This window comes from Cucumibacter marinus DSM 18995, from assembly GCF_000429865.1.
Lineage (GTDB): Bacteria > Pseudomonadota > Alphaproteobacteria > Rhizobiales > Devosiaceae > Cucumibacter > Cucumibacter marinus.
Genome location: NZ_KE386980.1, coordinates 157,630 through 182,889, shown reverse-complemented (window position 1 = coordinate 182,889; position 25,260 = coordinate 157,630). Strand labels below are relative to the sequence as shown.

Genomic DNA, 25,260 nt, shown 5'->3' with positions numbered 1-25,260 from the left:
TCAAGTCCGGGGCGGCCCGAAATACCTGGCGAGGGAAAAGGAGGACGAGAGAGGGCGCAGCCCGAATGAGGACCCCGGCGCACTTTTGCGCCGCGCCGTCGCAGGCGCAGTGGAGGTCACAGCGACCAGCGTCGTGACCGGAGCGGTGCGCGCCGTGAGACTAAATCGATGCCCTCACCCTGAGGTGCGAGGTGAAACCGAACCACGAAGGGCGCGGGCGGAAGCGCCCCTACCGCCCGCGCAGATCGGCGCCCCGCGCGGCGGGGCGGGCCGAAGCAAAGGTGACGATCAGCGCCGCGCCGGTGATGGCGGCGGCACCGAGCAGACCCAACGTGTCGGGAAAAACGCTGAACAGGACAAGGTCGAACCCCAGTGCCCAGACGAGCCCGGTGAAGTCGAATGGCGCCAGCACACCGACCGGCGCGCGGGCCACTGCCTCGGTCGCCGCGATATGGGCGAGACCGCCCAGCAGCCCGGCGCCGCACAACCAGAGGAGTGCTTGGAAGTCAATTGCGGCCCAGCCGAAAGGCAGCGTGGCGAGCCCGGCAACCGAAGCGGTCACCGCGAAATAGAAGGCGATGGTGGCCGGGTTCTCGGTCGCGGTCATGGCTTTGATATGCACCCGCACAAAGGCCATGGTGACGGCATAGCCGAGCCCGGCGCCAACCCCGATCAGCGCACCGTTCCCGGGGACATCGAAAGCGTGCCAGAGCATGGCGATCACCCCGCCAAAGCCGAGCGCTACCGCTCCGATGATGGCCGGGGTCATGCGCTCGCGCAGCATCAGCGCGGCGAGCGGCAGGGTCAACACCGGGGCGAGATAGCCGAGGGCCTGGGCGTTGGCGACAGGCAGATAGGCCAGTGAGACAAAGGAGAAGGCCATGGACAGCGTGCCGAACAGCGAGCGGGTGACATGCAGGCCCGGGCGGCTGGTGCCGAGTGCGCCGGGGAGCTGTCCGCGCAGCGCCATATAGGCAAGGATCGGAATCAGCGCGACCGCCGAGCGAAAGAAGATGATCTGCCCCACCGGCACGGTCTGGGCCAGACCATGCACCAGCGCCGACATGGCGGTGATGAGGAAGGCCGCAAGCAGGCGCAGCCCGACCCCGGAATAGGCGTTCATGACAGCCTCGTTTCCCGCCCGGCAGGGTGGCCGGCGACAGGGTAGACGGATCAGCTCATGCCGAAATAGCGGCCCGGCCGGTGGTTGAGCGCGATGATGATGTTGAGGACGAAGGCACCGATCAGCGAATAGATCACCCGGTCCCAGGGCAACACGAAGAAGGCCGCGACCAGGATCGCCATGTCGATGCCGAGCTGCACATAGCCGGCGCGGATGCCGAAATTCTCCTGCAGGTAGAGCCCGAGAATATTGACGCCGCCCATCGAGGATTTGTGCCGGATCAGCATCAGCATGCCAGTGCCCATCAGCCCACCGCCGACGATGGAGGCATAAACCGGGTGCAGGTTGGAGACCGAGACCCAGTCCGGCGTGAGCGCCACGAAAACCGAGATCAGGCCGACAGTCGCCACGGTCTTGGCTGCGAAGATGATTCCCATGCGCCAGAGCGCCAGCGCGTAGAAAGGCAGGTTGATGAAGAAGAACAGGATGCCGAACTGAACGCCGGTTACATAGTGCAGCAGCATGGCCGCGCCGGCGGTCGAGCCGGTCGACAGCGTCGCCTCGGTATAGAGCGCAACGCCGAGGGCGACGAACAGCGCCGCCAGCAGGATCGCGGCGGCGTCCTCGATCAATGAGTGTTTGCGGATGGTCGGTTGCGAGAGGTCCTCGACCGACTGGGTGATGGATTTGCCCGCCATGGTGTTCTGCCCGGTCTGTGTGTGCCCTGATGGCCGCGCGGTAGGAAAGGTCAGGCCTTCTTGGACCAGCGGCCGTTTTCGTCCTGCTGCCAATAGGTCACCGCATGGGCATCGCGCAAGGCCTTCCAGGCGCCGCGGGCATCGGCAATGGCTTCGGGGTCGTGACCGTTGAAAAGATAGACGAGCCGTTCATAGTCCCCCTCCCCGTCCGGCACCGCGCGGTCGACATAGAACCGGATATTGGCCTGGTTCGGGTTGGCCCTGCCATTGGTGAGGATCACCGGTTGGCGGGCATCGGCGTCGGTATTGCCGGCAATCGCATGGGGCAGAAAGCTCTCGTCGGTATAGGTCCACAACAGCGCATCGATATCCTCGATCCGCTCCTCGGTGCCGACCTCGATGACCGCCTTCCAGCCTCGCTCGAGGCTCTTTTCCACGAGCACAGGCAGCACCTTTTCCATGGGGCGCTGCTCGAGATGGTAGAACAGGATCTCGGTCATCTTGCGCGTATCGGCCTATTTCTCGGCCCGGTCGCGCACCAGCTGGTCGAGCAGCGCCACGCCGAACCCGGTGCCCCAGGAGCGGTTGGTGTCGTTCTCGCCTGCGCCGAAGCCGGTGCCGGCGATGTCGAGATGGGCCCAGCTCTGGTCCTTGTTGATGAAACGCTTGAGGAACTGCGCCGCGGTAATCGAGCCGGCATAGCGGCCGCCGACATTCTTCATGTCGGCGAATTTGGAATCGATCATCTTGTCGTAGTTCTTGTGCAGCGGCTGGCGCCAGACCTTGTCGCCCGAGGTCTCACCCGCTTCCGAGAGCGCGGTCGCGAGGCCATCATCATCGGTGAAAAGCCCGGCATATTCCTGGCCGAGCGCCACCAGGACCGCGCCGGTCAGCGTCGCGAGATCGATCACCACTTCGGGTTTGAACCGGTCCTGCACATAGTGAAGGGCATCACACAGCACCAACCGGCCCTCAGCATCGGTGTTGACCACTTCGATCGTCTGGCCGGACATCGAGGTGATAATATCGCCGGGGCGATAGGATTTGCCGTCGGGCATGTTCTCGACAAGGCCGATGACCCCCACGGCGTTGACCTTGGCCTTGCGCAGGGCCAGCGTCTTCATCACGCCGGCCACTGCTGCCGCGCCACCCATATCGCCCTTCATGTCTTCCATGCCGGCACCGGGCTTGATGGATATCCCGCCCGTGTCGAACACCACGCCCTTGCCGACGAAACAGACCGGGGCGGCGCCCTTCTTGCCGCCTTTCCACTGCATGATCGCGAGCCGTCCGGGCCGTTCGGAGCCCTGGGCCACCGCCAGCAGTGCGCCCATGCCGAGTTCGCGCATCTGCTCGTCGGTCAGAACCTCGACCTCGAGGCCGAAATCGGACAGCCGGTTGGCGACCCCGGCAAACTCGACCGGACCCAGAACATTGGGCGGCTCGTTGACGAGGTTGCGGGCGAGGATGATGCCTTCGGCCACCGCGTCGCGGTCGGCGACCGCCTTGTCCACCGCGCGCTTGTCATCGACGCAAAGCGTCACGGTCAGCTTGGCAGGGGGCTTGGGTGCATCGTTACCATTGTCGCCCTTGTCCTTGCCGGCCCGATATTTGTCGAACTTGTAGTGGCGCAGCTTCAGCGCTTCGGCCAACCGCCCCACATAGGCCGGATCCGTGTCGGGCGTGTCGAGGATAATCGCTGCCTTCTCGGCCTTGAGCGCTTCGAGAATGGTCACAAGCTGACCACCGCGGGCCCGCGCCGTTTTGAGGTCGGTGTCGTGCTTGCCATAACCCAGCATCACGATGCGGTCGGCGTCGATCCCTTCGGGGGCCAGCACGCCCATGGTTTCGCTCGGCTTGCCGTTGAATTTCGCGGCCTTGGCCAGCTTCTTCAGGTCCAGCCCGCCGGCCTTCACCAGCTTTTCGGCCTCCGGCCCGAGCTTCAGACCCTCGCCCACATAGAGCACCAGAATTTCGGTCTTCTTGGCCGGATGCGCGGCGGTCTTCACGGAAAGGGTCTGGGGCATCACTTCACTCCGGAGTGCGGGCGGATGGTTGAGGAATCACAGAAGACGGCGGTCGCCGTCCTCGACAATAAGACAGGTCAGACGGCCCGATGCAAATGCGCCCGTATCGATGTCGGCGCGATTATCGAGGATTTCCGGTTCGGATACGGGCGTGTGGCCGTGAACGACATAATAGGGGTGCGGGCCGCGATGGTTGAGAAAGGCCGCCCGGATCTCGGTCATGTCCTTGAGCGATTGCTCGGCAAGCGGCACGCCGGGCCGGATACCGGCATGAACATAAAGCGTCTCATCGATGACGAGGTGAGACTTGAGCCCGCGCAGAAACCTGAGGTGATGGTCGGGCATGGCTGCCGCCAACCCGTCGCGAAGCGCGGTGACAAAGGCCGCATGATCGCTGTCATGGGGTGCCCGTACGCCATAAGACAAAATGGTGGCATCGCCGCCCCAATCGAGCCAGGCCGAATAGCGGACCGGATCCGAGAGGAAGTTGAGCATGGCGATCTCGTGATTGCCGGTCAGGCAATGCACGTTGTCCCGCCCGTCGAGCGACGCCAGCAGGTCGATCACACCGGCGGACTGGCCGCCCCGATCAACATAATCGCCAAGAAACACCAGCTGCGAATCGCGCCCGAAACCCGGGCTGGCCGCAATCTGTTCGAGCATAGGCTCAAGAAGATCCAGCCGGCCGTGGATATCTCCGACCGCAAACACACAATTCGCCATATTACGCCGCAACAGCTAACAGTTATTCGCGCCCCGACCCTAGTGCTTCGGCGCGCAATTGGCGACTGTGTGGCGGCGAAAATTTCTGCGGCGTCCGCGGGGGCGGGCAGAGTTGCAGACCCGGTGGCGGCAGCTAGCCTGTCGTGGCCCCACAACAACCCGCCGGGAATGGCGGCGACGGGAGAACAGATGCGTCTCATCCGCTATCTGGCGATGCGGTTCACTCGGGACACGGGGAATATCCTCGTTGTCATCGCCTTTATCGGCTTCCTGTCGCAGATGATCCGCTATTTCGACCTGGTCACGGGCAAAGGCCAGGGACTGGCCGATGTGATCTTGCAGGCCGGGCTCGTCTTGCCGGTGGTCATTCAGGCGGTTTTGCCGATTTCGATGATGCTCGGGCTGGCTCGCAGTCTCAGGCACCTTTCGGCAACGCGCGAACTCCACATCATCCACGGTGCCGGGCGCCTAACGCCTCTGTTTGCGGCATTTGCGCTGTTCATCCTGGGGGGCACCGTACTCGTGGGCGGGCTGGCCCATTTCGTGGAGCCCCTGGCCAACCGTGCGTCCACAATTCAGAACGAACGCATCAGCACCGACATCGTGGCCCGCGCCGGGCGGGCCGGCGCCTATGTCGAAGTTACAGACGGAGTGACGTTCCGGATCGAGGGCCGGGACCCGGACGGCACGTTGCGCGGGTTCTTTCTGCATGACGATCGTGCCGAGGATCGCAGCCAGACGTTTTACGCGGACACGGCCGTCCTCGATTCCCAGGCCGAGGCGGTCAATGTCGTCCTCTCCAACGGGGTGGTGCAGTACAGGAACCGGGAAAGCGGACGGCTGTCGAGCGTGAGCTTTTCGCGGTACCTGATCAATCTTGAAGACCTCAGCCGACCGGCAGGGTTCGATGCTCGCCAGCCCGCGCTTCGCACATCGGTGGGGATTTCGGAAGCGCTGTTTGCGGGTAAAGCCAGCCAGGCCTGGACGGCGGCTTTCCATTCGCGCTTCGGGCTGATGCTGCAGCCACTGGCGCTCGGGACGCTGGTGCTGTTCGCTCTCGGATTCCCGAGTGGAAAACGCCGGTCGCGCTGGTTGCCCCCGGAACTGTGGTTGCTGACCATCGCCATCGCCAGCACCCTGATCAATCTCTATCCCCAGCAGAGCGCTGCGCAGAATCCGGGCATGATCCCGTTCATCTACGTGGCGCCGCTCCTGCCGCTCCTGCTCGCCGCTGTTTTCGCATGGCGGCGATTGCGCAAGGCGCGGGCGCCTGCACCGCCAGCGAAACCGGCTGAGGGCTTGCTCTGATGCTGTGGATGCCCCGCCTCTCCTTTCATCTGTCCCGTCGCCTTGTCGCGGGAAGCCTTTACGCGCTCACCATCCTGCTGGCGCTGATCGGGGTCATCGAGATCTTCACCGGCACGCTGAATTTCGCAGACCTTTGGCGCTCGCTGGCGCAGATCGGGCTCAACGCGTCGAGCTGGTTGCTCGACATTCTTCCCGTCGGCGTGCTGGTCGGCTGCATGCTGACCCTTTCGAGCATGCAGGAACATCGCGAACTGATCGTAATGAAGGCGACCGGCCTTTCGGTCTGGCGGATGGCCGCGGCGCCAGCCATTACGATGGTCGTTTTCGGCGTGATCGTGTCCTTTCTGGTGGATCCGCTGGTTATCGCCGGCCAGCGCGGCCTCGACGCCAGCCGGCAGAGTGCCACGGAAGAGGCCGCCATTCCTTCGGGCGGCGAGCACTGGCTCGGGCTCGAAGATGGCGATGCGCGGTTCCACATCCGCTCACGCGGAATGTCGCGAGACGGCAAGACCCTGGGGCGAACCAGCGTTTTCTCGGTAGAGGAAAGCGGCCTCCCCGGTCCGTTGTTCACCGCGCGCTACGCCACGCTGGAGAACAATCGCTGGGTCCTGCATGACGGAACGCAGACCAGCCGGCTGGGTGAAACGGAGCCTTTCGAAGAGCTGATCCTGCCCGGCTTTGTCTCGGTCGAGCGTGTGCGTCTTGCGCAGGGCGCGGGCAGCTCGATGTCCTATTTCGAGATCATGCAGCAGCTCCGGATCGGCGAGTTGGGCGATACCCAGCGGGCTGTTGCCCAAATGCGCGTATCGCGTCTCGAAGCACTTCCCTTATTGCTTGTTGGTGCTTTGTTAATTGCGTTTGCGGTTACCGCCGGTTATCGAAGAACAGGGACGCCGGGCGTTAATATCCTACATGGCATATTGCTCGGATTCGTGGTCTATGTGCTGACCAGTCTGGCTGATCGGGCAGGATCTGCTGGTGTATTGGATACGGCCTTTGCCGCGTGGGGACCCGCGATTTTGAGTATCGTCATCGGGGTGACGGTGCTTTTGTATGTAGAAGACGGATGAGCGTTGTGCATCACCGCCGCGGACGGAGTAGCTTGAGTAAGATGCGCGGGTTGTTCGCCCGTGCTTTGCGTTTGCGCGTATTCGCCACTTCGCTCTCGCTCGCCGCCGGACTGCTGGCCGCCTCCCCGGCCCTTTCCGCTGCAACGACCCCGCCGCTCTTGCCACCCGACTTCTTCGCCAGCGCGCCGCCGGGCGCCGGTGCCGATATGCGTGTCCGGGCCAATATGCTGACCCTCGATTCGCGCAACAACGACATGATCGCGACCGGGAATGTCGAATTGTTCTTCAGCGGCTACCGGGTGGTTGCCGACCGGGCTGTCTATGACCGCGACACCGGCAAAGTGACGCTGATCGGCAATCTCGCCATCGAGGACCCGGAAGGCAATCAGTATACCGGCACCTACGCCGAACTCACCAATGAGCTGCGTGATGGTTTCATCGACGCGCTGGTGTTCCAGCGACCCGACGGGTTGCGTGTCACCGCCGACCGGGCCGATCTCGAAAACGATACGCTCGTCACCTATCAGAATGGCGTGCTGTCGCCCTGCGGTGATTGTGTCGACGAGAAGGGCCGCACGATTGGCTGGCGCATCCGCTCCGCCAAGGTGATCAACAACAAGACCGAGCAGACCTACTACTTCGAGGCACCACGCATCGAACTGCTCGGACACACCGTGGCACGCCTGCCCTTCTTCTATGTGCCGCAGCCGGCCGGCGGTACGGTCAGCGGGTTCACCACGCCTTCGATCAGCCGCAACAACCAGCGTGGCTACGGGCTGACGATCCCCTACTACCTGTCGATCGACAAATCGAAGAACATCCTGTTCTCGCCGACACTGTTCACACGGCAGGGCGTTCTGTTCGATGCCGATTTCACCCATCGGCTCGATAATGGCTCCTATTCCATCCAGGGTTGGGGCATCTATCAGTTCGATCCGGGTGCATTTGCCGGCGAACCGGGCGACCGGGACTGGCGCGGCGCCTTGCAGACCACGGGCCGGTTCACCCCGGCGGAAAACTGGACGACCGGCTGGTCATATACCACGTTCTCCGACCCCGCATTCCTGCCCGACTATTCGCTCGGCTCCAGCGTGGTGAACGAGGCCTATGTCACCCATCTGAGCACGGACACCTATGCCGATTTCCGGGTCAGCGATTTCATCGAGCAGGGCAATGTGGACGCCGCCGACCAGGCGGAGCAGGCCGACCTGCTGCCGTCCGGCAAGGTCGAACATATCGTGCGCCTTGAAGGTGGTGGCGAGGTTCAACTCAAGGCGCAGCTCGACCGCTATCTGCGGGGGGCAGATCAGATCCGCAGCGTCGGCGGGGTGGATCATCAATTCGGCACCGAGGGCGACAAGCTGCACCTGATGGTCGAAGGCGGCTGGACGCGCCAGTTCGTGACCACCAATGGCATTCTGTTTTCGCCCTATCTGGGCCTGCGCGCCGATGCGGCCCAGTATGACGGGCCGGCCGCTGTCCCGTCCGAGCTGTTCTCTCTGACCCCGATCGCCGCGATGGACGTGCGCTGGCCGCTTCTGGCCGATGGCAGCACCGCGACGCATCTGGTCGAACCGATCCTGCAAGTGGTGCACCGCGCTTCGAGCGTGACGACACCGGGCATCACCAATGACAATTCCCAGAGCTTCCTGTTCGACGACACCAATCTGTTCTCCTACAACCGGTTCGGGAATACCGACAGGCAGGAGACCGGAACCCGCGTGAGCTGGGGGCTGCACTACAATGCCCAGTTCGACAGCGGTGGCTGGTTCGACGCCATTGTCGGCATGTCTCACCAGGTGGCCGGGGTGAATTCGTTCGCTGCGGCGGATCCTGCCCTGGCCGGGGCCGGATCGGGGCTGGATGAGACCAACTCGCATCTGGTGGCCGGTGCGACAGGCTCGAGCGGCAATGGTCTTGTCTACGGCGCCAAGGTGCTGGTCGATACCAATCCCTTTGCGGTTTCGCGGGCTTCCCTTGGGGCGCGCTATGAAGGCTCCCGCGGCTATCTGGGCTTTGACTATTCCTATATCGCGCCCAATCCCGCGCGCGGGGTGACCGACCCGCGCCACGAAATCGGTGCGGAAACCAAGCTGCCGATCTCCGATTACTGGTATCTGCACGGTTCGGCGCATTACGATATCGGCGCCATGTCCTTCGCGAGCTATTCCGGCGGAGTCAGCTATGATGATGGTTATCTTGGCTATGGCGCCTCGGTGACCCGTTACGGGCCGACCAGCATCACCAGCCCGGATTCGACGCGCTTTGACTTCTTCATGAGCCTCAAGCCGCTTGTTGACTTCGGCGCGGTTGGGGAATTCGAATAGGCGCGCCTGACACGGTTCGCACTTACCATCAGAAAAAGGCCGCAATTATTGGCCAATCAGGCACTCCGTGCCCAATGGAATGATAGCTATGCGACTTCATACCCTCGTGACCGCCGCCCTCTTCGCGCTGATGACCCCGGTCACAGCTGCATTCGTGGCGGTGCCCCTCGCGAACGCGGCCACCGTCAAGGTCGTTGTCAACGGCCAGCCGATCTCCGATGCGGAGATCAACCAGCGTGCCGGCCTGATGCGGCTCGAACGCCGCGGCTCGTCGAATGCCCAGCGCCGCTCCATGGCGCAGGACGAGTTGATCAACGAGGCGTTGCAGCTGCAGGAAGCCGAAAAGCTCGGCATCAAGATTACCAGTTCCAAGGTCGATGAGATCTATGAACGGGTGGCCACCAATATGGGGCTGTCTTCGGGCCGCCTGAGCGACGTACTGCGCTCCAACGGCGTCAACGAGATGACCCTGCGCAGCCGGCTGAAGGCCCAGGTGGCCTGGCAGCAGGTGGTGCAACAGGTCGTGCAGCAGCGGGTCCAGCTGTCGAATCTCGAACTGGACAAGGCCGCGCAGGAACAGATCCAGGGGCAGACATACGATTTTCTCCTTAAGGAGATTCTGTTTGTGATCCCGAAAGGCTCCGGCATTTCCGCTTCGAGCCGCACCGCCGATGCGAACCGCTACCGCCAGTCCTTCAATGGCTGCGATTCCGCTGTCGAACTGTCGCTGAAATTCCGTGATGCAGCGGTGCGCGATCTCGGGCGCCGGCACTCGACCCAGCTTCCCGATGCGCTTGCCAGCGAACTCAACAGCCTCAATGTGGGCGGCATCTCCAAGCCGCGCACGGTCAATAATGGCGTGCAGCTGCTGGCGATCTGCTCAAAGGCACAGGCCGAAGACACCTCCTTCATCAAGAACAAGCTGCGCCAGGAACAGGGCACCGAGAAGCTCAAGGAAGAGGCGGAAGCCTATCTGGCCAATCTGAAGAAGAACGCCTCCATCGAAATCCGGTAGTTTTCATGCCCGACAAAGCACCCCTGGCGGTCAGTTTCGGCGAACCGGCAGGGATCGGGCCGGATATCATCCTGTCCGCATTCCAGAAGCGGGAAGCGCTGTCGCTTCCCCCTTTTGCGGTCTATGGCCCTCGCAGTTTCTTCGAACAGCGCATCATCCGTCTCGGCCTCGACATCAAGGTCGAACCGACAACCCTCAAAAAGGCGGCGAGCGTGTTCGAGACCGCCCTGCCCCTGATCGAGCTCGAGAATGGCGCGGCGGACGAACCGGGCCGCCCCAATGCCGCCAATGCGCCTGCGGTGATTGAAGCGATCGACAGGGCCGTTGCCGACTGCCAGTCCGGCGCCGCCCGCGCTTTGGTGACCGCCCCGATCCAGAAATCGGCGCTCTATGAGGCGGGCTTCAAGCATCCGGGCCATACCGAATACATCGCGGCACGCTGCCAGGGTGACGATGGCGAGCGGCTGATGCCGGTCATGATGATTGCGGCGGGGGATTTCCGTTCCGTGCCGGTCACGATCCATATCCCCCTGATGGAAGTGCCGTGGCGGCTGACGACAGCGCTGATCGCCTCGACCGGCCGCATTGTGGCGCAAGATCTCAGATCTCGTTTCGGCATTGAAAATCCACGGCTCGCAATCACCGGCCTCAACCCGCATGCGGGAGAAGGCGGCGCGCTCGGCGCGCAGGATGATGACATTGTCCGACCCGCGATCGAGCAATTGCGCGACGAGGAGATCGATGTGACGGGACCGATGCCGGCGGACACGGCCTACGCGCCGGCGATCCGCGCCAATTTCGATGCCATCATCGCCATGTATCACGATCAGGCACTGGCTCCGATCAAGGCGGTTGCGTTCGACGAGGCGGTCAACGTCACTCTCGGCCTGCCGATCATCCGAACCTCGCCCGATCATGGCACGGCGATCGATCTCGCCGGTTCCGGCAAAGCTCGGGACGACAGCTTCATCGCTGCGATCAGGCTTGCCGACACGCTAAGCGACGGCTAAGCCCACCTGATGGCGCAGATCGACACCCTCCCCCCGCTTCGCGAGGTCATCAACACGCACGGCCTCAGGGCGAAGAAGGAGCTGGGACAGAACTTCCTGCTCGATCTGAATCTGACCCTGCGGATTGCCCGGACAGCGGGATCGCTCGAAAATCACACGGTGATCGAAGTCGGCCCCGGCCCAGGCGGGCTGACGCGTGCCCTGTTGGCGGCGGGCGCCAAGAAGGTAATCGCCATCGAGCGCGACAGCCGAGCCCTGCCAGCGCTTGAGGAGATCGCGGCACACTATCCCGGTCGGCTCGACATCATCGAAGGCGATGCGATGCAGATCGATTATGGCGCGCTTGCCGACGGTCCGACACGGATCATCGCCAACCTGCCCTACAATATCGCCACACCGCTCCTGACCGGCTGGCTGTCGACAGCCCCCTGGCCCCCGGCCTGGGACAGCCTGACGCTGATGTTCCAGAAGGAAGTCGCCGAGCGCATCTGTGCCGCGCCGGGGGATAAGGCCTATGGCCGGCTGGCGGTGCTGACCGGGTGGCGGGCCCGCGCGCATATCGCCTTCACGGTGCCGCCCAGCGCCTTTGTGCCGCCGCCGAAGGTGACCTCTGCCATCGTGCATCTCACCCCGCAACCGATCGCGGAAACGCCATCCCTTGCGGCGCTGGAAGCCGTGACCCGGGCCGCCTTCGGCCAACGCCGCAAGATGATCAGACAGAGCCTCAAATCGCTTGGCGTCCCCCTCGACACGCTGTTCGAGGCTGCGGGGCTCAAGGGCACCGAGCGGGCCGAGGAACTCGATGTTGCGACCTTCCTCACCCTGGCGCGGTGTCTCTAGCCGGCTTCGAGTACAAGTCAGACTTTTGGTTTGCCCATGCTTGGCCCTTCGACAAGCTCAGTGTGAGGGCAGAGACTAGTCACAGGAGCGACAACACGCTCCCCCGTCATTCCCGACTTGATCGGGAATCCATGATGAGTTGATCCTTGGGAACCGGTCATGATTATCCACGACCGTCGGACAGGTCGCAGCGCCTCATGGACCCTCGGGTCTGGCCCGCCTCGCACCGGCGGGCCGCCCGAGGGTGACGAGGGGAGTGCAGGCAACCGCCCCGCCCCCATCCTGAGTCCGTCGAAGGACGAGGGTGGCCGCTCCATTCCGTCCTTCGAGGGTCGCGCCTGCGGCGCTCCCGCCTCAGGATGAGGTCAGTGGTTGGATTTGGCATTTGCCAAAAACTCCCCCGTCATCCCGGACTTGATCCGGGATCCACTTGCTCACGCGGTTGGCCAGAAGCGCTGACGATGTTCTCACGAGCCGATGCGAGTGGATTCCGACTTACGTCGGAATGACAGTTATTGTTTGGCCGGCCCACTGCCCACAAGCCTCGCTGTCCCGGCCTTGAGCCGGGACCTCTATGCCTAACGGAAACAGGCCCCGGATTAGGTCCGGGGCAGCCCGGGAGGATGCAACCGCCCCGCCCTCATCCTGAGCCCGTCGAAGGACGAGGGTGCCCAGAAGCGGCAAATTTATGGTTAACAAATCACTTCAAGAGCCTGAAGCGATGATTCAAGCGGCTACAGCACAGATTCGATCTGTGCCTGCAATTCATTGACGAAGCTTTCCAAATCCGTCCGGCGCGGGCGCGACAGGCGTGCCGTTTCAAGGATTTGCTGCACCTCATCGACGCTCTTTTCGAGATCGCGATTGATGACGACGTAGTCGTATTCATTCCAGTGCGCTATTTCCTCGGCGGCATTGCGCAACCGCTTGAGGATGGTCTCCTGGCTGTCTTCGGCGCGGCGCTCGAGCCGGGCTTTCAGTTCGGGAATGGACGGCGGCAGGATGAAAACGCCAACGACGTCCGCGCGGCGTTTCTTGTAGAGCTGCAGCGCGCCCTGATAGTCGATGTCGAAAAGAACGTCCTTGCCGTCAGCGAGGAACTGGTCGACCTCCGCCTTGGGGGTCGCGTAGAAATTATCATGCACCCTGGCCCATTCGAGAAGCTCGTCCCGCCGGCGCATTTCCTCGAATTGCTCGACCGTGCGGAAATGGTAGTGCTGACCATCGATTTCGTCGCCCCGGCGCGGCCGGGTGGTCACGGAAACCGACAGATGCACGTCCGGATTCTGCCGCAGGATCGCCCGCGAGATCGAGGATTTGCCCGCACCGGAGGGCGAGGACAGGATCAGCATGACGCCGCGCCGGTCGGCCATAGGGTACTGCCTATTCGATGTTTTGAACCTGTTCCCTTAGCTGATCGATCGCGGCCTTGAGGTCAAGGCCGGTAGCCGTGAGGCTCACATCGTTCGATTTCGAGCACAGGGTGTTGGTTTCGCGATTGAATTCCTGGGCAAGGAAGTCGAGCTTGCGGCCCAGCGCACCGCCACGTTCGAGAAGCTGACGTGCGGCGCCGATATGGGCGGTCAGGCGGTCGAGTTCCTCGCGGATATCGGCCTTGGTCGCCAGAACGAGCGCTTCTGCGTGCAGACGGTCCTCGGAAAGGTCCGCACCGGCCTCGGAGAGTTCGGCGAGCTGCTTGCGCAGCCGTTCGGTGATGGCTTCACGCGAACGCGCCGGATTGCCTTCGGCATCAGCAACGAGGGTCTCGATCTCATCGATGCGCATGGCAACGATATTGGCAAGCCGCTGGCCCTCAGCCTGACGCACTGCAGCGAGGTCCGCGCAGGCGCGTTCAACGCCTTCGAGCACGGCACGATTGAGTGCCGCCTGTTCGTCCTCGGCCAGTGCCTCCTCACGAATATCGAGAACCCCCTTGAGGCCGAGAATGCCGTCGAGTGCGGGCTTGCGGACCTTGATGTCGGCCTTTCGGGCCCGTTCGGCAAGCGTATCGAGCGCTCCCAGCACCGCCTCCAGCGCGTCGTGGTTGACGATCACCTCGGTGCCGGCGGTGTCGCGCTGGGTCGTGATCGTCATGTTGATGGCGCCGCGGGTGAGGTATCGCCCCACAAGCTTCCGGATCTCCGCTTCCAGCGGTTCGAGTCCCGGGGACAGGCGCATGCGAAGGTCGAGCCCGCGGGCATTCACCGAACGGATTTCACAGGTGAAGCTGCAACCGGCCGCCGATCCGTTTTGCCGGGCAAAGCCGGTCATGGACTGAATGGCTGCTGTCATCGCATCTTCCTCGGGTTGGACCTCGGCGAAGCCTCTATTGTGCCGTTTCCGCAGCCACTGGCGAGTCGGAACCTGCACTATCGGCGGTTTCTTCGCCCTCGGCTACGTCTTCCACGACTTCCGCATTCGCGGCCTCGTCGGCCGCGTCTGCAGCCTCCTGGGCTTCTTTCTCGCGGGCGATGCGTTCGCGCTCCGCCTCAATGCGGCGCCACTCGGCCACATTGCGCTGATGCTCCTCATAACTCTCGGCGAACGCGTGTCCACCGGTGCCATCGGCGACGAAATAGAGGTCCTTGGTCTGGGCCGGATTGGCCGCAGCGCGCAGGGATTCAACGCCGGGATTGGCGATTGGTCCGGGCGGCAGACCCTTGATCACGTAGGTGTTGTAGGGCGTTTCCGCCTCGATTTCGGACTTCCGCAGCCCCCGGCCGAGCGGCCCCTGACCCTGGGTGATGCCATAGATGATGGTGGGGTCCGACTGCAGGCGCATGCCGGCTTTGAGCCGGTTGACGAAGACCGCAGCGACGCGTGGTCGTTCCTCGGCCACCGCTGTCTCTTTCTCGATGATCGAGGCCAGCACAGTGAGTTCCTGCGGGGTTTCGATGGGCAGATCCTCGGCGCGGCCTTCCCAGATCCGGGCGAGTTCGGTTTCGTGCTCGCCGGCCATTGCCTCGAGAACGCTCTGGCGGGTATCGCCGCGCTCATAGGCATAGGTATTGGGCAATAGCGAGCCCTCGGGCGGCAGGGCCTCGATGTCGCCGACAAGATGCTCGGCGGCCTTCAACCGCTCGACAACCTGCCAGGAGGTGAAGCCTTCGGGGATCGTGACCTGGTAGACGATGGGTGTGCCTTCGGTGATCTCATGCAGGATCGAGGCCATGGATGCGCCTGCCGGAATGCGGAACTCGCCGGCCTTGATGTCGGTCGATTTTTTCTGCATCAGCGTGGCGAAGCGGAACACGAACTCGTTGTCGATCAGCCCCTGCTCCTCAAGGCCGGCAGCAACGCTTGCGAGCGATGCGCCGCTGGGCACAAGGAACACCGCTTCCTCGGTCGCGGGACCGGTGGCGTGAAACTGCTTGGCCCCGAAATAAAGCGCTGCGAACACGCCGATAATGCCGATGACGATCAGCAGGAGTATGGCGTTGAGCAATTGAAGAATCGGGTTGGGCTTGCGCCGCCCTTTGCGGCGGGCTTTCTTTTTCTTGTCGCTCATACCGTCCCTGCGGAATCTTCTTGGACCGCGCTCTTATTGGCGTGGCGCGGCCCCGATTGCAAGCACCGGATCGTGGCGAAAATTGTGTGTGGAGAACCGTTGAAGGCAGATTTCCGGCCCCGCATGTGACGGGGCCGGCAAATGCTGTAGCGAAGTCTAGTCGACCGAGCGGAAAACCAGCGACGCGTTTGTGCCGCCAAAGCCGAATGAATTCGACAAGGCGATGTTGATCTCTTTCTCGCGCGCCTTGAGCGGCACGAGATCGATCGGCGTTTCGATCGAGGGATCGACCAGATTGAGCGTCGGCGGCGCGATGTTGTCGCGCATCGCCAGAAGCGAGAAAATCGCCTCGATTGCGCCGGCAGCACCGAGCAGGTGTCCCGTGGCCGATTTGGTCGAGGACATGGTGGCATTCGCCGCAGCATCGCCAAGCAGGCGCTCGACGGCACCCAGCTCGATTTCATCGCCGAGCGGGGTCGATGTGCCGTGGGCGTTGATATAATCGACATCGGCCATCGAAACGCCAGCGCGCTTGAGCGCAGCCTGCATGCAGCGATAGCCACCATTGCCGTCTTCGGCAGGTGCGGTGATGTGGTGGGCATCGCCAGACAGGCCATAGCCGATCACTTCGCCATAGATGGTCGCACCGCGAGCCTTGGCGTGTTCATACTCTTCGAGCACGACAACGCCTGCCCCCTCGCCCATGACGAACCCGTCGCGGCCCTTGTCATAGGGGCGCGAGGCCTCTGTCGGGCGGTCATTGAAGCCGGTCGAAAGTGCCCGGCAGGCGGCAAAGCCAGCCAGGGACAGGCGGTTAACCGGGGATTCCGTGCCGCCAGCCACCATCACATCGGCATCGTCGAGCGCGATCAGCCGTGCCGCATCGCCGATGGCGTGGGCGCCGGTGGAACAGGCGGTGACGACAGCGTGGTTCGGCCCCTTGAGCCCGAAACGGATCGAGACATGCCCGCCGGCGAGATTGATCAGCCGGCCGGGAATGAAGAAAGGAGAGATGCGGCGCGGGCCCTTCTCATGAAGGGTGACCGAGGCGTCATAGATACCGCCGATACCGCCAATGCCCGAGCCGATGAGAACGCCGGAGCGTTCCTTCTGGGCGTCGGTGTCGAGCGGCACGCCGCTCGACTGGATTGCCTGGGTGGCCGCGGCCATCGAGTAGACGATGAACGGGTCGACCTTGCGCTGTTCCTTGGGTTCCATCCAGTCGTCGGCATTGAAGGTGCCGTTCGACCCGTCGCCTACCGGAATCCGGCAGGCGATCTGGCAAGCGAGGTCATCCACGTCGAATTCATCGACGCGCTTGGCCCCGCTTTTCCCGTCAAGAATGTTGCGCCACGCGATTTCGACATCGGCCCCCATGGGGGAAACGATACCGAGTCCGGTGACCACGACACGCCGCAACGTCGTCATCGCATTTCTCCGGCCAAGGCCCGGGACCGATGTGGCCCCATCGGCCGCTGGTTAGTTGACGGCCTTCTCAAGGAAAGAAACGGCATCGCCAAAGGTCTGGATCGACTCGGCGGCGTCATCGGGGATCTCGACGTTGAATTCCTCTTCAAACGCCATGACCAGTTCAACCTGGTCCAGGGAGTCGGCGCCAAGGTCATCGATGAAGCTGGCCTTTTCGGTCACCTTGTCGGCCTCAACATTGAGATGCTCGACAACGATCTTGCGCACGCGATCGGCGATATCGCTCATGGTCGGTATTCCTCTATTCCAATTAACTGTTGTCGTTCTATCGCGGTGTGATGTCAAACATCCCGGTTTCCGGGGCCCCGCGCCGGGCAAGCTGCGTCAGATCTCTGCATGTCGGCCCATTTAGTGCGCGGGCATTATCACACTTTTTTGGCTTTGACCATATTGGCAAAACCAGCAAATCCGCCCGTTTAAACGAGCACTGCGCCTCCGTTTACGTGCAGTGTCTGGCCTGTCACATAGGCCGCTTCCTGGCTGGATAGATACACGGCGGCGGCAGCGATTTCTTCCGGCGTTCCGAGACGAGCCATCGGGATATCGTCGAGGATGACCTGGCGCTGCTTGTCGTTGAGCATGTCGGTCATGGCCGAGGTGATGAAGCCCGGGGCAATCGAATTGACGGTGATGCCGCGGGTCGCCACTTCCTTGGCGAGCGACTTCGACATGCCGATCAGCCCGGCCTTGGAGGCGGCATAGTTCCCCTGCCCGCCATTGCCGTCGACGGCAACCACCGAAGTGATCTGGATGATGCGGCCCCAGCGCTGGCGCAGCATGGCCTTGGTGGCCGCCCGGCTGAGCTTGAAGGCAGCGGTCAGGTTGACCTCGATGACCGTGTCCCAGTCTTCGTCCTTGAGGCGAATGAAGATGTTGTCGCGGGTCAGGCCGGCATTGTTGACCAGGATATCGATGCCGCCCATGGCCTCCATGGCGGCGGGCACCAAAGCCTCGACAGCGTCGCGGTCGGCGAGATTGCAGGTCAGGGTGTGGCTTTCGCCCTTGATGGCTTCGGCGGTCTGGGCCAGCCGCTCCTGATTGGTTCCCGACAGAGCGACAGTCGCCCCCTGTTCGGCGAGCGCCAGGGCTATCGAGCGGCCAATACCACCACTCGCACCGGTAACCAGCGCTCTTTTTCCAGTCAGATCGAACATAAAGTGAGGTCCCCCAGATCAGGCGAGAGTGGCAATGAAGCCGTCAATGTCTTCGGGTGTGCCGACCGCTGTGGCATCGGCGTCGCTTGCAATTCGGCGGGCCAGTCCGGTGAGGACCTTGCCGGCGCCGATTTCTATGAGTTGGGTCACCCCGCCTTCGCCTGCAAGCCATTCAACGGATTCGCGCCAGCGGACGCGGCCGGTCACCTGGTCGACAAGCCGGCGCTTGATTTCGGCGGGATCGGAAATCGGAGCCGCCAGCACATTGGCCACCAGCGGAACCGAAGGCTCCTTGACGCTGGCCGAGGCAAGCGCGGCCTGCATGGCTTCGGCAGCAGGTTCCATCAAAGAACAATGGAAGGGTGCAGACACCGGCAGCATCAGCGCGCGCTTGGCGCCACGGGCCTTGGCGAGCTCGGCGGCGCGCTCGACGGCGGCGGCGGAACCGGAGATCACGACCTGGCCAGGCGCATTGTCATTGGCCAATTCGCAGACGTCGCCCTGGGCGGCATTGGCGGCGATTTCGGTGACTGCGTCGAGATCGAGGCCGAGGATCGCGGCCATCGCGCCCTCGCCCACCGGCACGGCCTGCTGCATGGCGCGGCCGCGGATCTGCAGCAGCCGGGCGGCATCGGCGATGGTCAGCGAGCCGGCGGCGCACAGGGCGGAGTATTCGCCCAGCGAATGCCCGGCGACATATTTGGCCATGTCCGGCACCGTCTTGCCGCGCGCCTCCAGCACACGGATCACAGCCATCGAAACGGCCATCAGCGCGGGCTGAGCGTTTTCGGTCAGCCGCAGCTTGTCGTCGGGTCCTTCGAACATGATCGAGGAAAGAGAGACCCCAAGGGTATCGTCGACTTCCTCAAAAACGGCTTTTGCTTCCGGGTAGGCGTCAGCGAGCGGTTTGCCCATGCCAACGGTCTGGCTGCCCTGTCCGGGAAAGGTAAGTGCCCTGTCCGCCATGATTTATCGGCCTCCTTGGTCGGCGCTTCGCCAAGATTGGGCAAGTTGGCGCAATTGGCAAGCGCAGCGCATGGCTAATAGCGTCAAGCTTGTTGAAGTCAAGGCAATGCCCCGCCTCATGAGAAATTGCTTGAGTTTTCCCACGGGAACGCATAGCTAGGCCCGGTTCGTTCGGCCGGGAGCTGAACGGAGGGGCTTGTCGTGGCTCGTTCGTCTTTGGCGAAAGCGTCATGACCTGCCAGGCACCAGGAACGGTGCCGGCCTCCCGTGTTCCCGCTCTTTGGAAGGAATCTTTGAACGCCTTTTGATGGCTTCATTGAGGCTTTGCGCCGGCGAGCGGACAGGACTGTAACAACGAAAGGCGTTTTCATGCCCCTTTATGAGCATGTGTTCCTGGCGCGCCAGGACGTTTCCGCCCAGCAGGTCGAGGATCTCACCAAGACCCTGAGCGATGTCATCACTTCCAATGGCGGTTCCATCGAGAAGTCCGAATACTGGGGGCTGAAGTCCCTGCAGTTCCGGATCCGCAAGAACCGCAAGGCCCATTTCACGCTTCTCAACATCGAGGCGCCGGCTTCCGCCGTCACCGAAATGGAGCGTCAGATGCGGATCAACGAAGACATTCTGCGTTTCCTGACCGTGCGCGTCGATGCGCATGAGGAAGGCCCCTCGGCCATGATGCAGAAGCGCGACGACCGCGAACGCCGCGGGCCGCGCCGCTAAGCCGGGCAGCAAGGAGAATTCATCATGGCGATCAAGAATCTCACCACCACCCAGGTCCGTCGGCCCTTCCAGCGCCGCCGCAAGACCTGCCCGTTCTCCGGCCCCAACGCGCCGGTCATCGATTACAAGGACGTGCGCCTTCTGCAGCGTTTCGTCTCCGAGCGCGGCAAGATCGTGCCGAGCCGGATTTCGGCCGTGTCGGGCAAGAAGCAGCGCGAGCTGGCCAAGGCCATCAAGCGCGCCCGTTTCCTCGGGCTTCTGCCTTTCGTGGTTCAATAAGCGCTTTTTGAGCACAGCGCGCTGGGGCCTTCGGGCCTCTAACCGCCCTTGAGGCGGGACAGCATAGGAGAGAAACATGCAAGTCATTCTGCTCGAACGTGTCGGCAAGCTCGGCACCATTGGCGACGAAGTGACCGTGAAGAACGGTTTCGCCCGCAACTTCCTTCTGCCCCAGGGCAAGGCGTTGCGCGCGACCGCAGCCAACCGCAAGAAGTTCGAAGCCGAGCGCACCGTCATCGAACAGCGCAATGCCGAGCGCCGCGACGCGGCCATGGGCATCGCCCAGGGCGTCGACGGCAAGAAGGTCGTGATCATCCGCCAGGCGGGTGAAACCGGCCAGCTCTATGGCTCGGTCACCTCGCGCGACATCGCAGAGGCACTGCAGGCCGCCGGTTCGGACGTTCAGCGTTCGCAGGTCGACCTTTCCCGCCCGATCAAGTCGGTCGGTGTGCACGAGGTTGCCATCAACCTGCACGCGGAAGTCGAGACCAGGGTCCTGGTCAATGTGGCCCGTTCGGACGATGAAGCCGATCGTCAGGCGGCAGGCGAAGACCTGACCGTCGTCAGCTACGAGATCGAGGAAGACGAAGCCCCCGAAACCGAAGAAATCTTCGAAGAAGGCGCGCCGGAAGAACTCGAGGCCGCGGCTGAGGAAAGCGAAGGCGAAGCGGAAGCCGAAGGCGATGCCGACACCGCCGAGGGCGAGGAAGAAGACAAGGCCTAAACGCCTCTTCAACCCGAATCAGTTTGCATCAGGCCGGGGTTCGCCCCGGCCTTTTGTTTGCCAGCGCCGGTGGTATAGAATCTTTGACGGTTATCCCCGTGATTCACGGTGACCGGATACCGAATCCGAGATTCTTCCTGCCGGGACCTGTTTCTGGTTCTGCCGCCTTGCGGTGGCGCGACGGATGGTAAACAAAAGGTATCCAATCACCTCTGGAGGATCGTATGGAAGCGGTGCGACGGCTCGACGTGGCACAGCCCGAAACCTATCGGCAGGCCCCCCACAATGTGGAGGCCGAGCAAGCGCTGCTGGGTGCGGTTCTGGTGAACAACGAGGCTTTCGACCGCGTTTCGGACTTTCTCGAGCCCGAGCATTTCTACGAGCCTGTGCATCAGGACATCTATGCGGTGCTGGCCAAGATCATCCGCGCCGGCAAGACCGCCGACCCGATCACCGCCAAGACCCATCTGCCGGACGAACTGACCGCCGATATTCCGATGCAGCACTATCTCGCCCGGCTGGCCGCCGAGGCGACCACGGTCATCAACGCTGCCGATTACGGCCAGGCGATCTATGACCTTGCCATCCGGCGCTCGCTGATCACGGTCGGCGAGCAGATGGTGGCCGATGCCTATGACTCGCCGGTCGAGCAGTCCCCTGCCCGCCAGATCGAGGACGCTGAAAAATCGCTGTTCGAGCTGGCCGAGCGCGGCCGGTACGAAGGCGGGTTCCAGGCCTTCAATGTCGCGCTGCGCGATGCGGTCAATCTCGCCGGAGAAGCCTATCGCCGCGACGGCTCACTTTCCGGTACCGCCACCGGCCTCATCGATCTCGACCGCAAGATGGGCGGGCTGCAGCGCTCGGACCTGATCATCCTTGCCGGTCGACCGGCGATGGGGAAAACCTCGCTGGCGACCAATATCGCGTTCAACATTGCCAAGGCGTGGCAGGGCGAAACCCAACCCGATGGCCACATCAAGACGGTCGATGGCGGACGGGTCGCGTTCTTCTCGCTCGAAATGTCCTCCGAACAGCTCGCAACGCGTATTCTTGCCGAGCAGGCCGGAATCTCGTCTTCCGATATCCGGCGAGGCAACATCCATGAGAGCCAGTTCGGACAGCTCGTCACCGCCTCGAACTCTATTGCGGATGCCCCGCTCTACATCGACGACACTGGTGGCATCTCGATCTCGCAACTCGTTGCGCGCGCCCGTCGCCTCAAGCGGCAAAAAGGCATCGACCTGATCGTGGTCGACTATCTGCAATTGCTGTCCGGGTCGCGCAGATCATCGGACAACCGCGTGCAGGAACTGACTGAAATCACCACCGGCCTCAAGGCGCTCGCCAAGGAGCTCGACGTGCCCATCATCGCCCTGTCGCAATTGTCGCGGCAGGTGGAAGCGCGCGAGGACAAACACCCGCAATTGGCTGACCTGCGCGAATCGGGTTCGATCGAGCAGGATGCGGACGTGGTGCTGTTCGTGTATCGCGAGGAATATTACCACCAGAACCGGCAGCCGAAGCCGGGGACGGAAGACCATCTGAAATGGCTTGCGGAAGCCGAGGAAGTCCACGGCAAGGCGGAGGTCATTATCGCCAAGCAACGTCACGGTCCCACCGGTACCGTCGAACTTGCGTTCGAGGCCGAATTGACGCGCTTCTCCAATCTGGTACAGGACAGCCAACTGCCAGAGCGATTTGAATAAATGCCGATTCCAGCACAGGCCGCCAGCCTGGCCCCAGCACGACTGACCGTCGATCTGGGTGCCATCAAGCGAAACTGGCAGGCCCTCGACCGCATCACCCCGACCGCCCTGACCGGCGCGGCCCTCAAGGCCGACGCCTATGGCACGGGTGCGCGCCAGGTGGCGCCGGCGCTCTATGAGGTCGGTGCGCGCTTCTTCTTCGTGGCGACGCCCGAAGAGGGCATCATCGTGCGCGACCTGCTGCCCGATGCGCATGTCTTTGTGCTCAACGGCTTGTGGCCCGGACAGTCCCGGCTCTATGCCCAGGCACGGCTGATGCCGGTGATTTCCTCGCTACCCATGCTCGAGGAATGGCTGCGCTACTGCATTTCCCAGGGCGAAGCCTATCCGGCGGCCCTGCAGTTCGATACAGGCATGAACCGGCTCGGGCTCCGGCTCGCCGAAGCGGGCGACGTCAAGGCGCAGCTCAACGCGTCCGGCTACAAACCGCAATTGCTGATGAGCCATTTCGCGTGTGCGGACCTGCCCGGACACGAAAAGAACCGGACGCAATTGGCCCTGTTCCAGTCGCTCCTGGGGCAGTTCCCGGACATTCCGGCCTCCCTGGCCAACTCGGCCGGACTGATGATTTCCAAGCGCCATCATTTCCAGCTCGTCAGGCCCGGCATCGCACTTTATGGCGCACGCGCCATCGCTGGCCGGCCCAATCCGATGGCGCCGGCGGTCAAGCTCGAAGCCCAGATCCTGCAGGTTCGCGAGGCCAAGGTCTCCGAGACCGTGGGCTATGGGGCCAGCTTCTCGCTGCAGCGCGACAGCCGGTTGGCGATCATCTCGCTTGGCTATGCGGACGGTCTGTTCCGCGCCCTGTCGAACCAGCCCAACAAGCCGGGCAGCCGCATCGTCATCCGCGGGCAGAAGGTGCCGCTTGTCGGGCGCATCTCGATGGACCTGGCGGCGGTCGACATCACCGATCTGGGGAATAACCTGCCCGTGCCCGGCGAGATGGCCACGATTATTGGCAAGGACGTGACCGTCGACGATCACGCCGATGCCGCCAACACGATCGGCTATGAAATCCTGACCTCCCTCAAGGGGCGCTACGCGCGCACCTATCGCGACAGCGGTACGGACGGGTCCTGATGGCCCGCGCCAAGGTTCAATTCGTCTGCCAGAACTGCGGCGCAGTCACCCCGCGCTGGGCCGGCCGCTGCGAGAGCTGCGGCGAATGGAACTCGATTGTCGAGGAGATGGCCGATACCGGCATCGGGGCCGGCCCGAAGGCTGCCAAATCCTCAGGGCGCGGTGTGGAACTCGTGCCGCTTTCAGGCGAGACAGAGGATGCCCAGCGGGTTGTCACGGGCATTGCCGAACTTGACCGCGTCACAGGTGGCGGGTTCGTTGTGGGCTCGGCGGTCCTGGTCGGTGGTGATCCGGGGATCGGCAAGTCGACATTGCTGTTGCAGGCCGTTGCAGCGCTAGGTGCGGCTGGGCGGAACACTGTTTATATCTCGGGTGAAGAAGCGATCGCCCAGGTGCGGCTGCGCGCACAGCGGCTCGGTGTCGCGGACACGCCGGTCAGGCTCGCCGCCGAGACCAATGTCGAGGCGATCCTGGCGACCCTTGAGGGCGCCGACAAGCCGGATCTCGTCATCATCGATTCCATCCAGACGCTTTGGACCGACCGAATCGATTCTGCGCCCGGCACCGTGACCCAGGTGCGCACCAGCGCTCAGGCCCTCACCCGGTTCGCCAAGAAAACGGGCGCTGCGGTCGTTCTGGTGGGGCATGTCACCAAGGACGGGCAGATCGCGGGGCCCCGGGTCGTCGAGCACATGGTCGATGCCGTCCTTTATTTCGAAGGCGATGCCGGACACAATTTCCGCATCCTGCGCGGGGTCAAGAACCGTTATGGCGCGACCGACGAAATCGGCGTGTTCGAAATGGCGTCGGGGGGCCTGCGCGAAGTCGCCAACCCTTCGGCGCTGTTTCTCGACCAGCGCGACAAGGGCGCTTCGGGGTCTGCGGTTTTTGCCGGCATGGAAGGCACGCGTCCGGTGCTCGTCGAAATCCAGGCGCTTGTGGCGCCCTCTCCGCTCGGCACGCCGCGGCGCGCCGTTGTCGGCTGGGATTCGAGCCGGCTGGCCATGGTCCTTGCGGTGCTCGAGACCCATTGCGGCGTGCGGATCGGCGCCAATGATATCTATCTCAATGTCGCTGGCGGGCTGAAGATCGCCGAACCGGCGGCGGATCTGGCGGTCGCGGCGGCACTCGTTTCGTCCCTGACCAACGCGCCTCTGCCTGCCGACGCTGTCTATTTCGGAGAAGTCAGCCTTTCGGGTGGCATTCGCCCGGTCGTGCATTCCGGCCAGCGCCTGCGCGAGGCCGCGAAACTGGGTTTCGGCAAGGCGGTCACCGCGCAGCAACCCGGTGCTGAAAACATCGAGGGGATCGATGTGGAACGCCATGGCGCTCTCACCGACCTGATTGCCCGGATTGCGGCCAGCGGACGCCCTCGGGAGAGTGGCGATGAGGGCTGAGTTATTCACCGCTACGCTTTGGCTGTACGGTGCT

At 63.1% G+C, this 25,260-nt stretch carries 24 protein-coding genes; 12 read left to right on the top strand and 12 right to left on the bottom strand.

Going from position 1 to position 25,260, the window contains the following annotated elements:
- Positions 1-229: 229 nt before the first annotated feature.
- The 5 genes from G489_RS21470 to G489_RS0118400 are packed head-to-tail and all read right to left on the bottom strand — an operon-like array spanning position 230 to position 4,571.
- Entirely contained in the window at positions 230-1,123 is an 894-nt protein-coding gene (locus tag G489_RS21470; RefSeq protein WP_035873439.1) for a DMT family transporter, read from the bottom strand.
- 50 nt (positions 1,124-1,173) lie between these two features.
- Positions 1,174-1,821 (bottom strand): YitT family protein, encoded by a 648-nt coding sequence (locus tag G489_RS0118415; RefSeq protein ID WP_035873438.1) that lies wholly within the window; start codon positions 1,819-1,821, stop codon positions 1,174-1,176.
- Positions 1,822-1,871: 50 nt separating this feature from the next.
- Positions 1,872-2,321, bottom strand: coding sequence for a DNA polymerase III subunit chi (locus G489_RS0118410; RefSeq protein ID WP_029042754.1), 450 nt, complete (start codon positions 2,319-2,321; stop codon positions 1,872-1,874).
- Positions 2,322-2,336: 15 nt separating this feature from the next.
- A complete protein-coding gene (locus G489_RS0118405; protein WP_029042753.1) occupies positions 2,337-3,848 on the bottom strand; it encodes a leucyl aminopeptidase in 1,512 nt (503 codons plus the stop codon).
- Positions 3,849-3,884: 36 nt separating this feature from the next.
- Positions 3,885-4,571: a metallophosphoesterase family protein gene (locus tag G489_RS0118400; RefSeq protein WP_051332824.1), complete on the bottom strand. Its 687-nt coding sequence runs from the start codon at positions 4,569-4,571 to the stop codon at positions 3,885-3,887.
- Positions 4,572-4,760: 189 nt separating this feature from the next.
- Between G489_RS0118400 and G489_RS0118395 the strand changes: the two genes are divergently transcribed.
- From G489_RS0118395 to rsmA, 6 genes are all read left to right on the top strand, one after another.
- Positions 4,761-5,879 (top strand): LptF/LptG family permease, encoded by a 1,119-nt coding sequence (locus tag G489_RS0118395; protein ID WP_029042751.1) that lies wholly within the window; start codon positions 4,761-4,763, stop codon positions 5,877-5,879.
- Positions 5,879-6,949, top strand: a complete 1,071-nt coding sequence (locus tag G489_RS0118390) for an LptF/LptG family permease (protein WP_029042750.1) — start codon at positions 5,879-5,881, stop codon at positions 6,947-6,949. Before G489_RS0118395 ends, G489_RS0118390 begins: the two co-directional genes overlap by 1 nt.
- A gap of 41 nt (positions 6,950-6,990) precedes the next feature.
- Positions 6,991-9,276 carry an LPS-assembly protein LptD gene (locus G489_RS0118385; RefSeq protein ID WP_029042749.1) on the top strand — a complete coding sequence of 762 codons (2,286 nt, stop codon included), beginning with the start codon at positions 6,991-6,993 and terminating at the stop codon, positions 9,274-9,276.
- An 88-nt stretch (positions 9,277-9,364) separates the two neighbouring features.
- On the top strand, positions 9,365-10,291 hold the full coding sequence (locus G489_RS0118380) for a peptidylprolyl isomerase (RefSeq protein WP_029042748.1): 927 nt from the start codon (positions 9,365-9,367) through the stop codon (positions 10,289-10,291).
- Positions 10,292-10,296: 5 nt separating this feature from the next.
- A complete protein-coding gene (gene pdxA / locus G489_RS0118375; RefSeq protein WP_029042747.1) occupies positions 10,297-11,301 on the top strand; it encodes a 4-hydroxythreonine-4-phosphate dehydrogenase PdxA in 1,005 nt (334 codons plus the stop codon).
- Between the two features lie 9 nt (positions 11,302-11,310).
- Positions 11,311-12,141: a 16S rRNA (adenine(1518)-N(6)/adenine(1519)-N(6))-dimethyltransferase RsmA gene (rsmA, locus tag G489_RS0118370; RefSeq protein WP_029042746.1), complete on the top strand. Its 831-nt coding sequence runs from the start codon at positions 11,311-11,313 to the stop codon at positions 12,139-12,141.
- Positions 12,142-12,875: 734 nt separating this feature from the next.
- Here rsmA and gmk read toward each other — a convergent pair.
- From gmk to fabD, 7 genes are all read right to left on the bottom strand, one after another.
- Positions 12,876-13,514 (bottom strand): guanylate kinase, encoded by a 639-nt coding sequence (gene gmk, locus G489_RS0118365; protein WP_029042745.1) that lies wholly within the window; start codon positions 13,512-13,514, stop codon positions 12,876-12,878.
- A 10-nt stretch (positions 13,515-13,524) separates the two neighbouring features.
- A complete protein-coding gene (locus tag G489_RS0118360; protein ID WP_029042744.1) occupies positions 13,525-14,433 on the bottom strand; it encodes a YicC/YloC family endoribonuclease in 909 nt (302 codons plus the stop codon).
- 34 nt (positions 14,434-14,467) lie between these two features.
- Positions 14,468-15,649, bottom strand: coding sequence for an endolytic transglycosylase MltG (mltG, locus tag G489_RS21465; RefSeq protein WP_081691675.1), 1,182 nt, complete (start codon positions 15,647-15,649; stop codon positions 14,468-14,470).
- A gap of 156 nt (positions 15,650-15,805) precedes the next feature.
- Complete coding sequence (gene fabF / locus G489_RS0118350; protein WP_029042743.1) at positions 15,806-17,068, bottom strand: beta-ketoacyl-ACP synthase II; 1,263 nt, start codon at positions 17,066-17,068, stop codon at positions 15,806-15,808.
- A gap of 60 nt (positions 17,069-17,128) precedes the next feature.
- Positions 17,129-17,365 carry an acyl carrier protein gene (locus tag G489_RS0118345; protein ID WP_029042742.1) on the bottom strand — a complete coding sequence of 79 codons (237 nt, stop codon included), beginning with the start codon at positions 17,363-17,365 and terminating at the stop codon, positions 17,129-17,131.
- A gap of 188 nt (positions 17,366-17,553) precedes the next feature.
- Positions 17,554-18,291 carry a 3-oxoacyl-[acyl-carrier-protein] reductase gene (fabG, locus tag G489_RS0118340; RefSeq protein WP_029042741.1) on the bottom strand — a complete coding sequence of 246 codons (738 nt, stop codon included), beginning with the start codon at positions 18,289-18,291 and terminating at the stop codon, positions 17,554-17,556.
- A gap of 18 nt (positions 18,292-18,309) precedes the next feature.
- Entirely contained in the window at positions 18,310-19,257 is a 948-nt protein-coding gene (gene fabD / locus G489_RS0118335) for an ACP S-malonyltransferase (RefSeq protein WP_029042740.1), read from the bottom strand.
- Positions 19,258-19,626: 369 nt separating this feature from the next.
- Between fabD and rpsF the strand changes: the two genes are divergently transcribed.
- The 6 genes from rpsF to radA all read left to right on the top strand — a co-directional run bounded on the left by rpsF (position 19,627) and on the right by radA (position 25,226).
- Complete coding sequence (gene rpsF, locus G489_RS21460; RefSeq protein WP_035873435.1) at positions 19,627-19,980, top strand: 30S ribosomal protein S6; 354 nt, start codon at positions 19,627-19,629, stop codon at positions 19,978-19,980.
- A 24-nt stretch (positions 19,981-20,004) separates the two neighbouring features.
- Complete coding sequence (rpsR, locus tag G489_RS0118325) at positions 20,005-20,259, top strand: 30S ribosomal protein S18 (RefSeq protein ID WP_035873434.1); 255 nt, start codon at positions 20,005-20,007, stop codon at positions 20,257-20,259.
- Between the two features lie 76 nt (positions 20,260-20,335).
- Complete coding sequence (gene rplI / locus G489_RS0118320) at positions 20,336-20,983, top strand: 50S ribosomal protein L9 (protein WP_029042738.1); 648 nt, start codon at positions 20,336-20,338, stop codon at positions 20,981-20,983.
- Between the two features lie 224 nt (positions 20,984-21,207).
- Positions 21,208-22,689 (top strand): replicative DNA helicase, encoded by a 1,482-nt coding sequence (locus G489_RS0118315; RefSeq protein ID WP_035873431.1) that lies wholly within the window; start codon positions 21,208-21,210, stop codon positions 22,687-22,689.
- The gene (alr, locus tag G489_RS0118310) at positions 22,690-23,829 is read left to right on the top strand and encodes an alanine racemase (RefSeq protein WP_035873430.1); all 1,140 of its coding nucleotides are present in this window, start codon (positions 22,690-22,692) and stop codon (positions 23,827-23,829) included.
- Positions 23,829-25,226, top strand: coding sequence for a DNA repair protein RadA (gene radA / locus G489_RS0118305; RefSeq protein WP_029042735.1), 1,398 nt, complete (start codon positions 23,829-23,831; stop codon positions 25,224-25,226). Before alr ends, radA begins: the two co-directional genes overlap by 1 nt.
- Positions 25,227-25,260 lie beyond the last annotated feature (34 nt).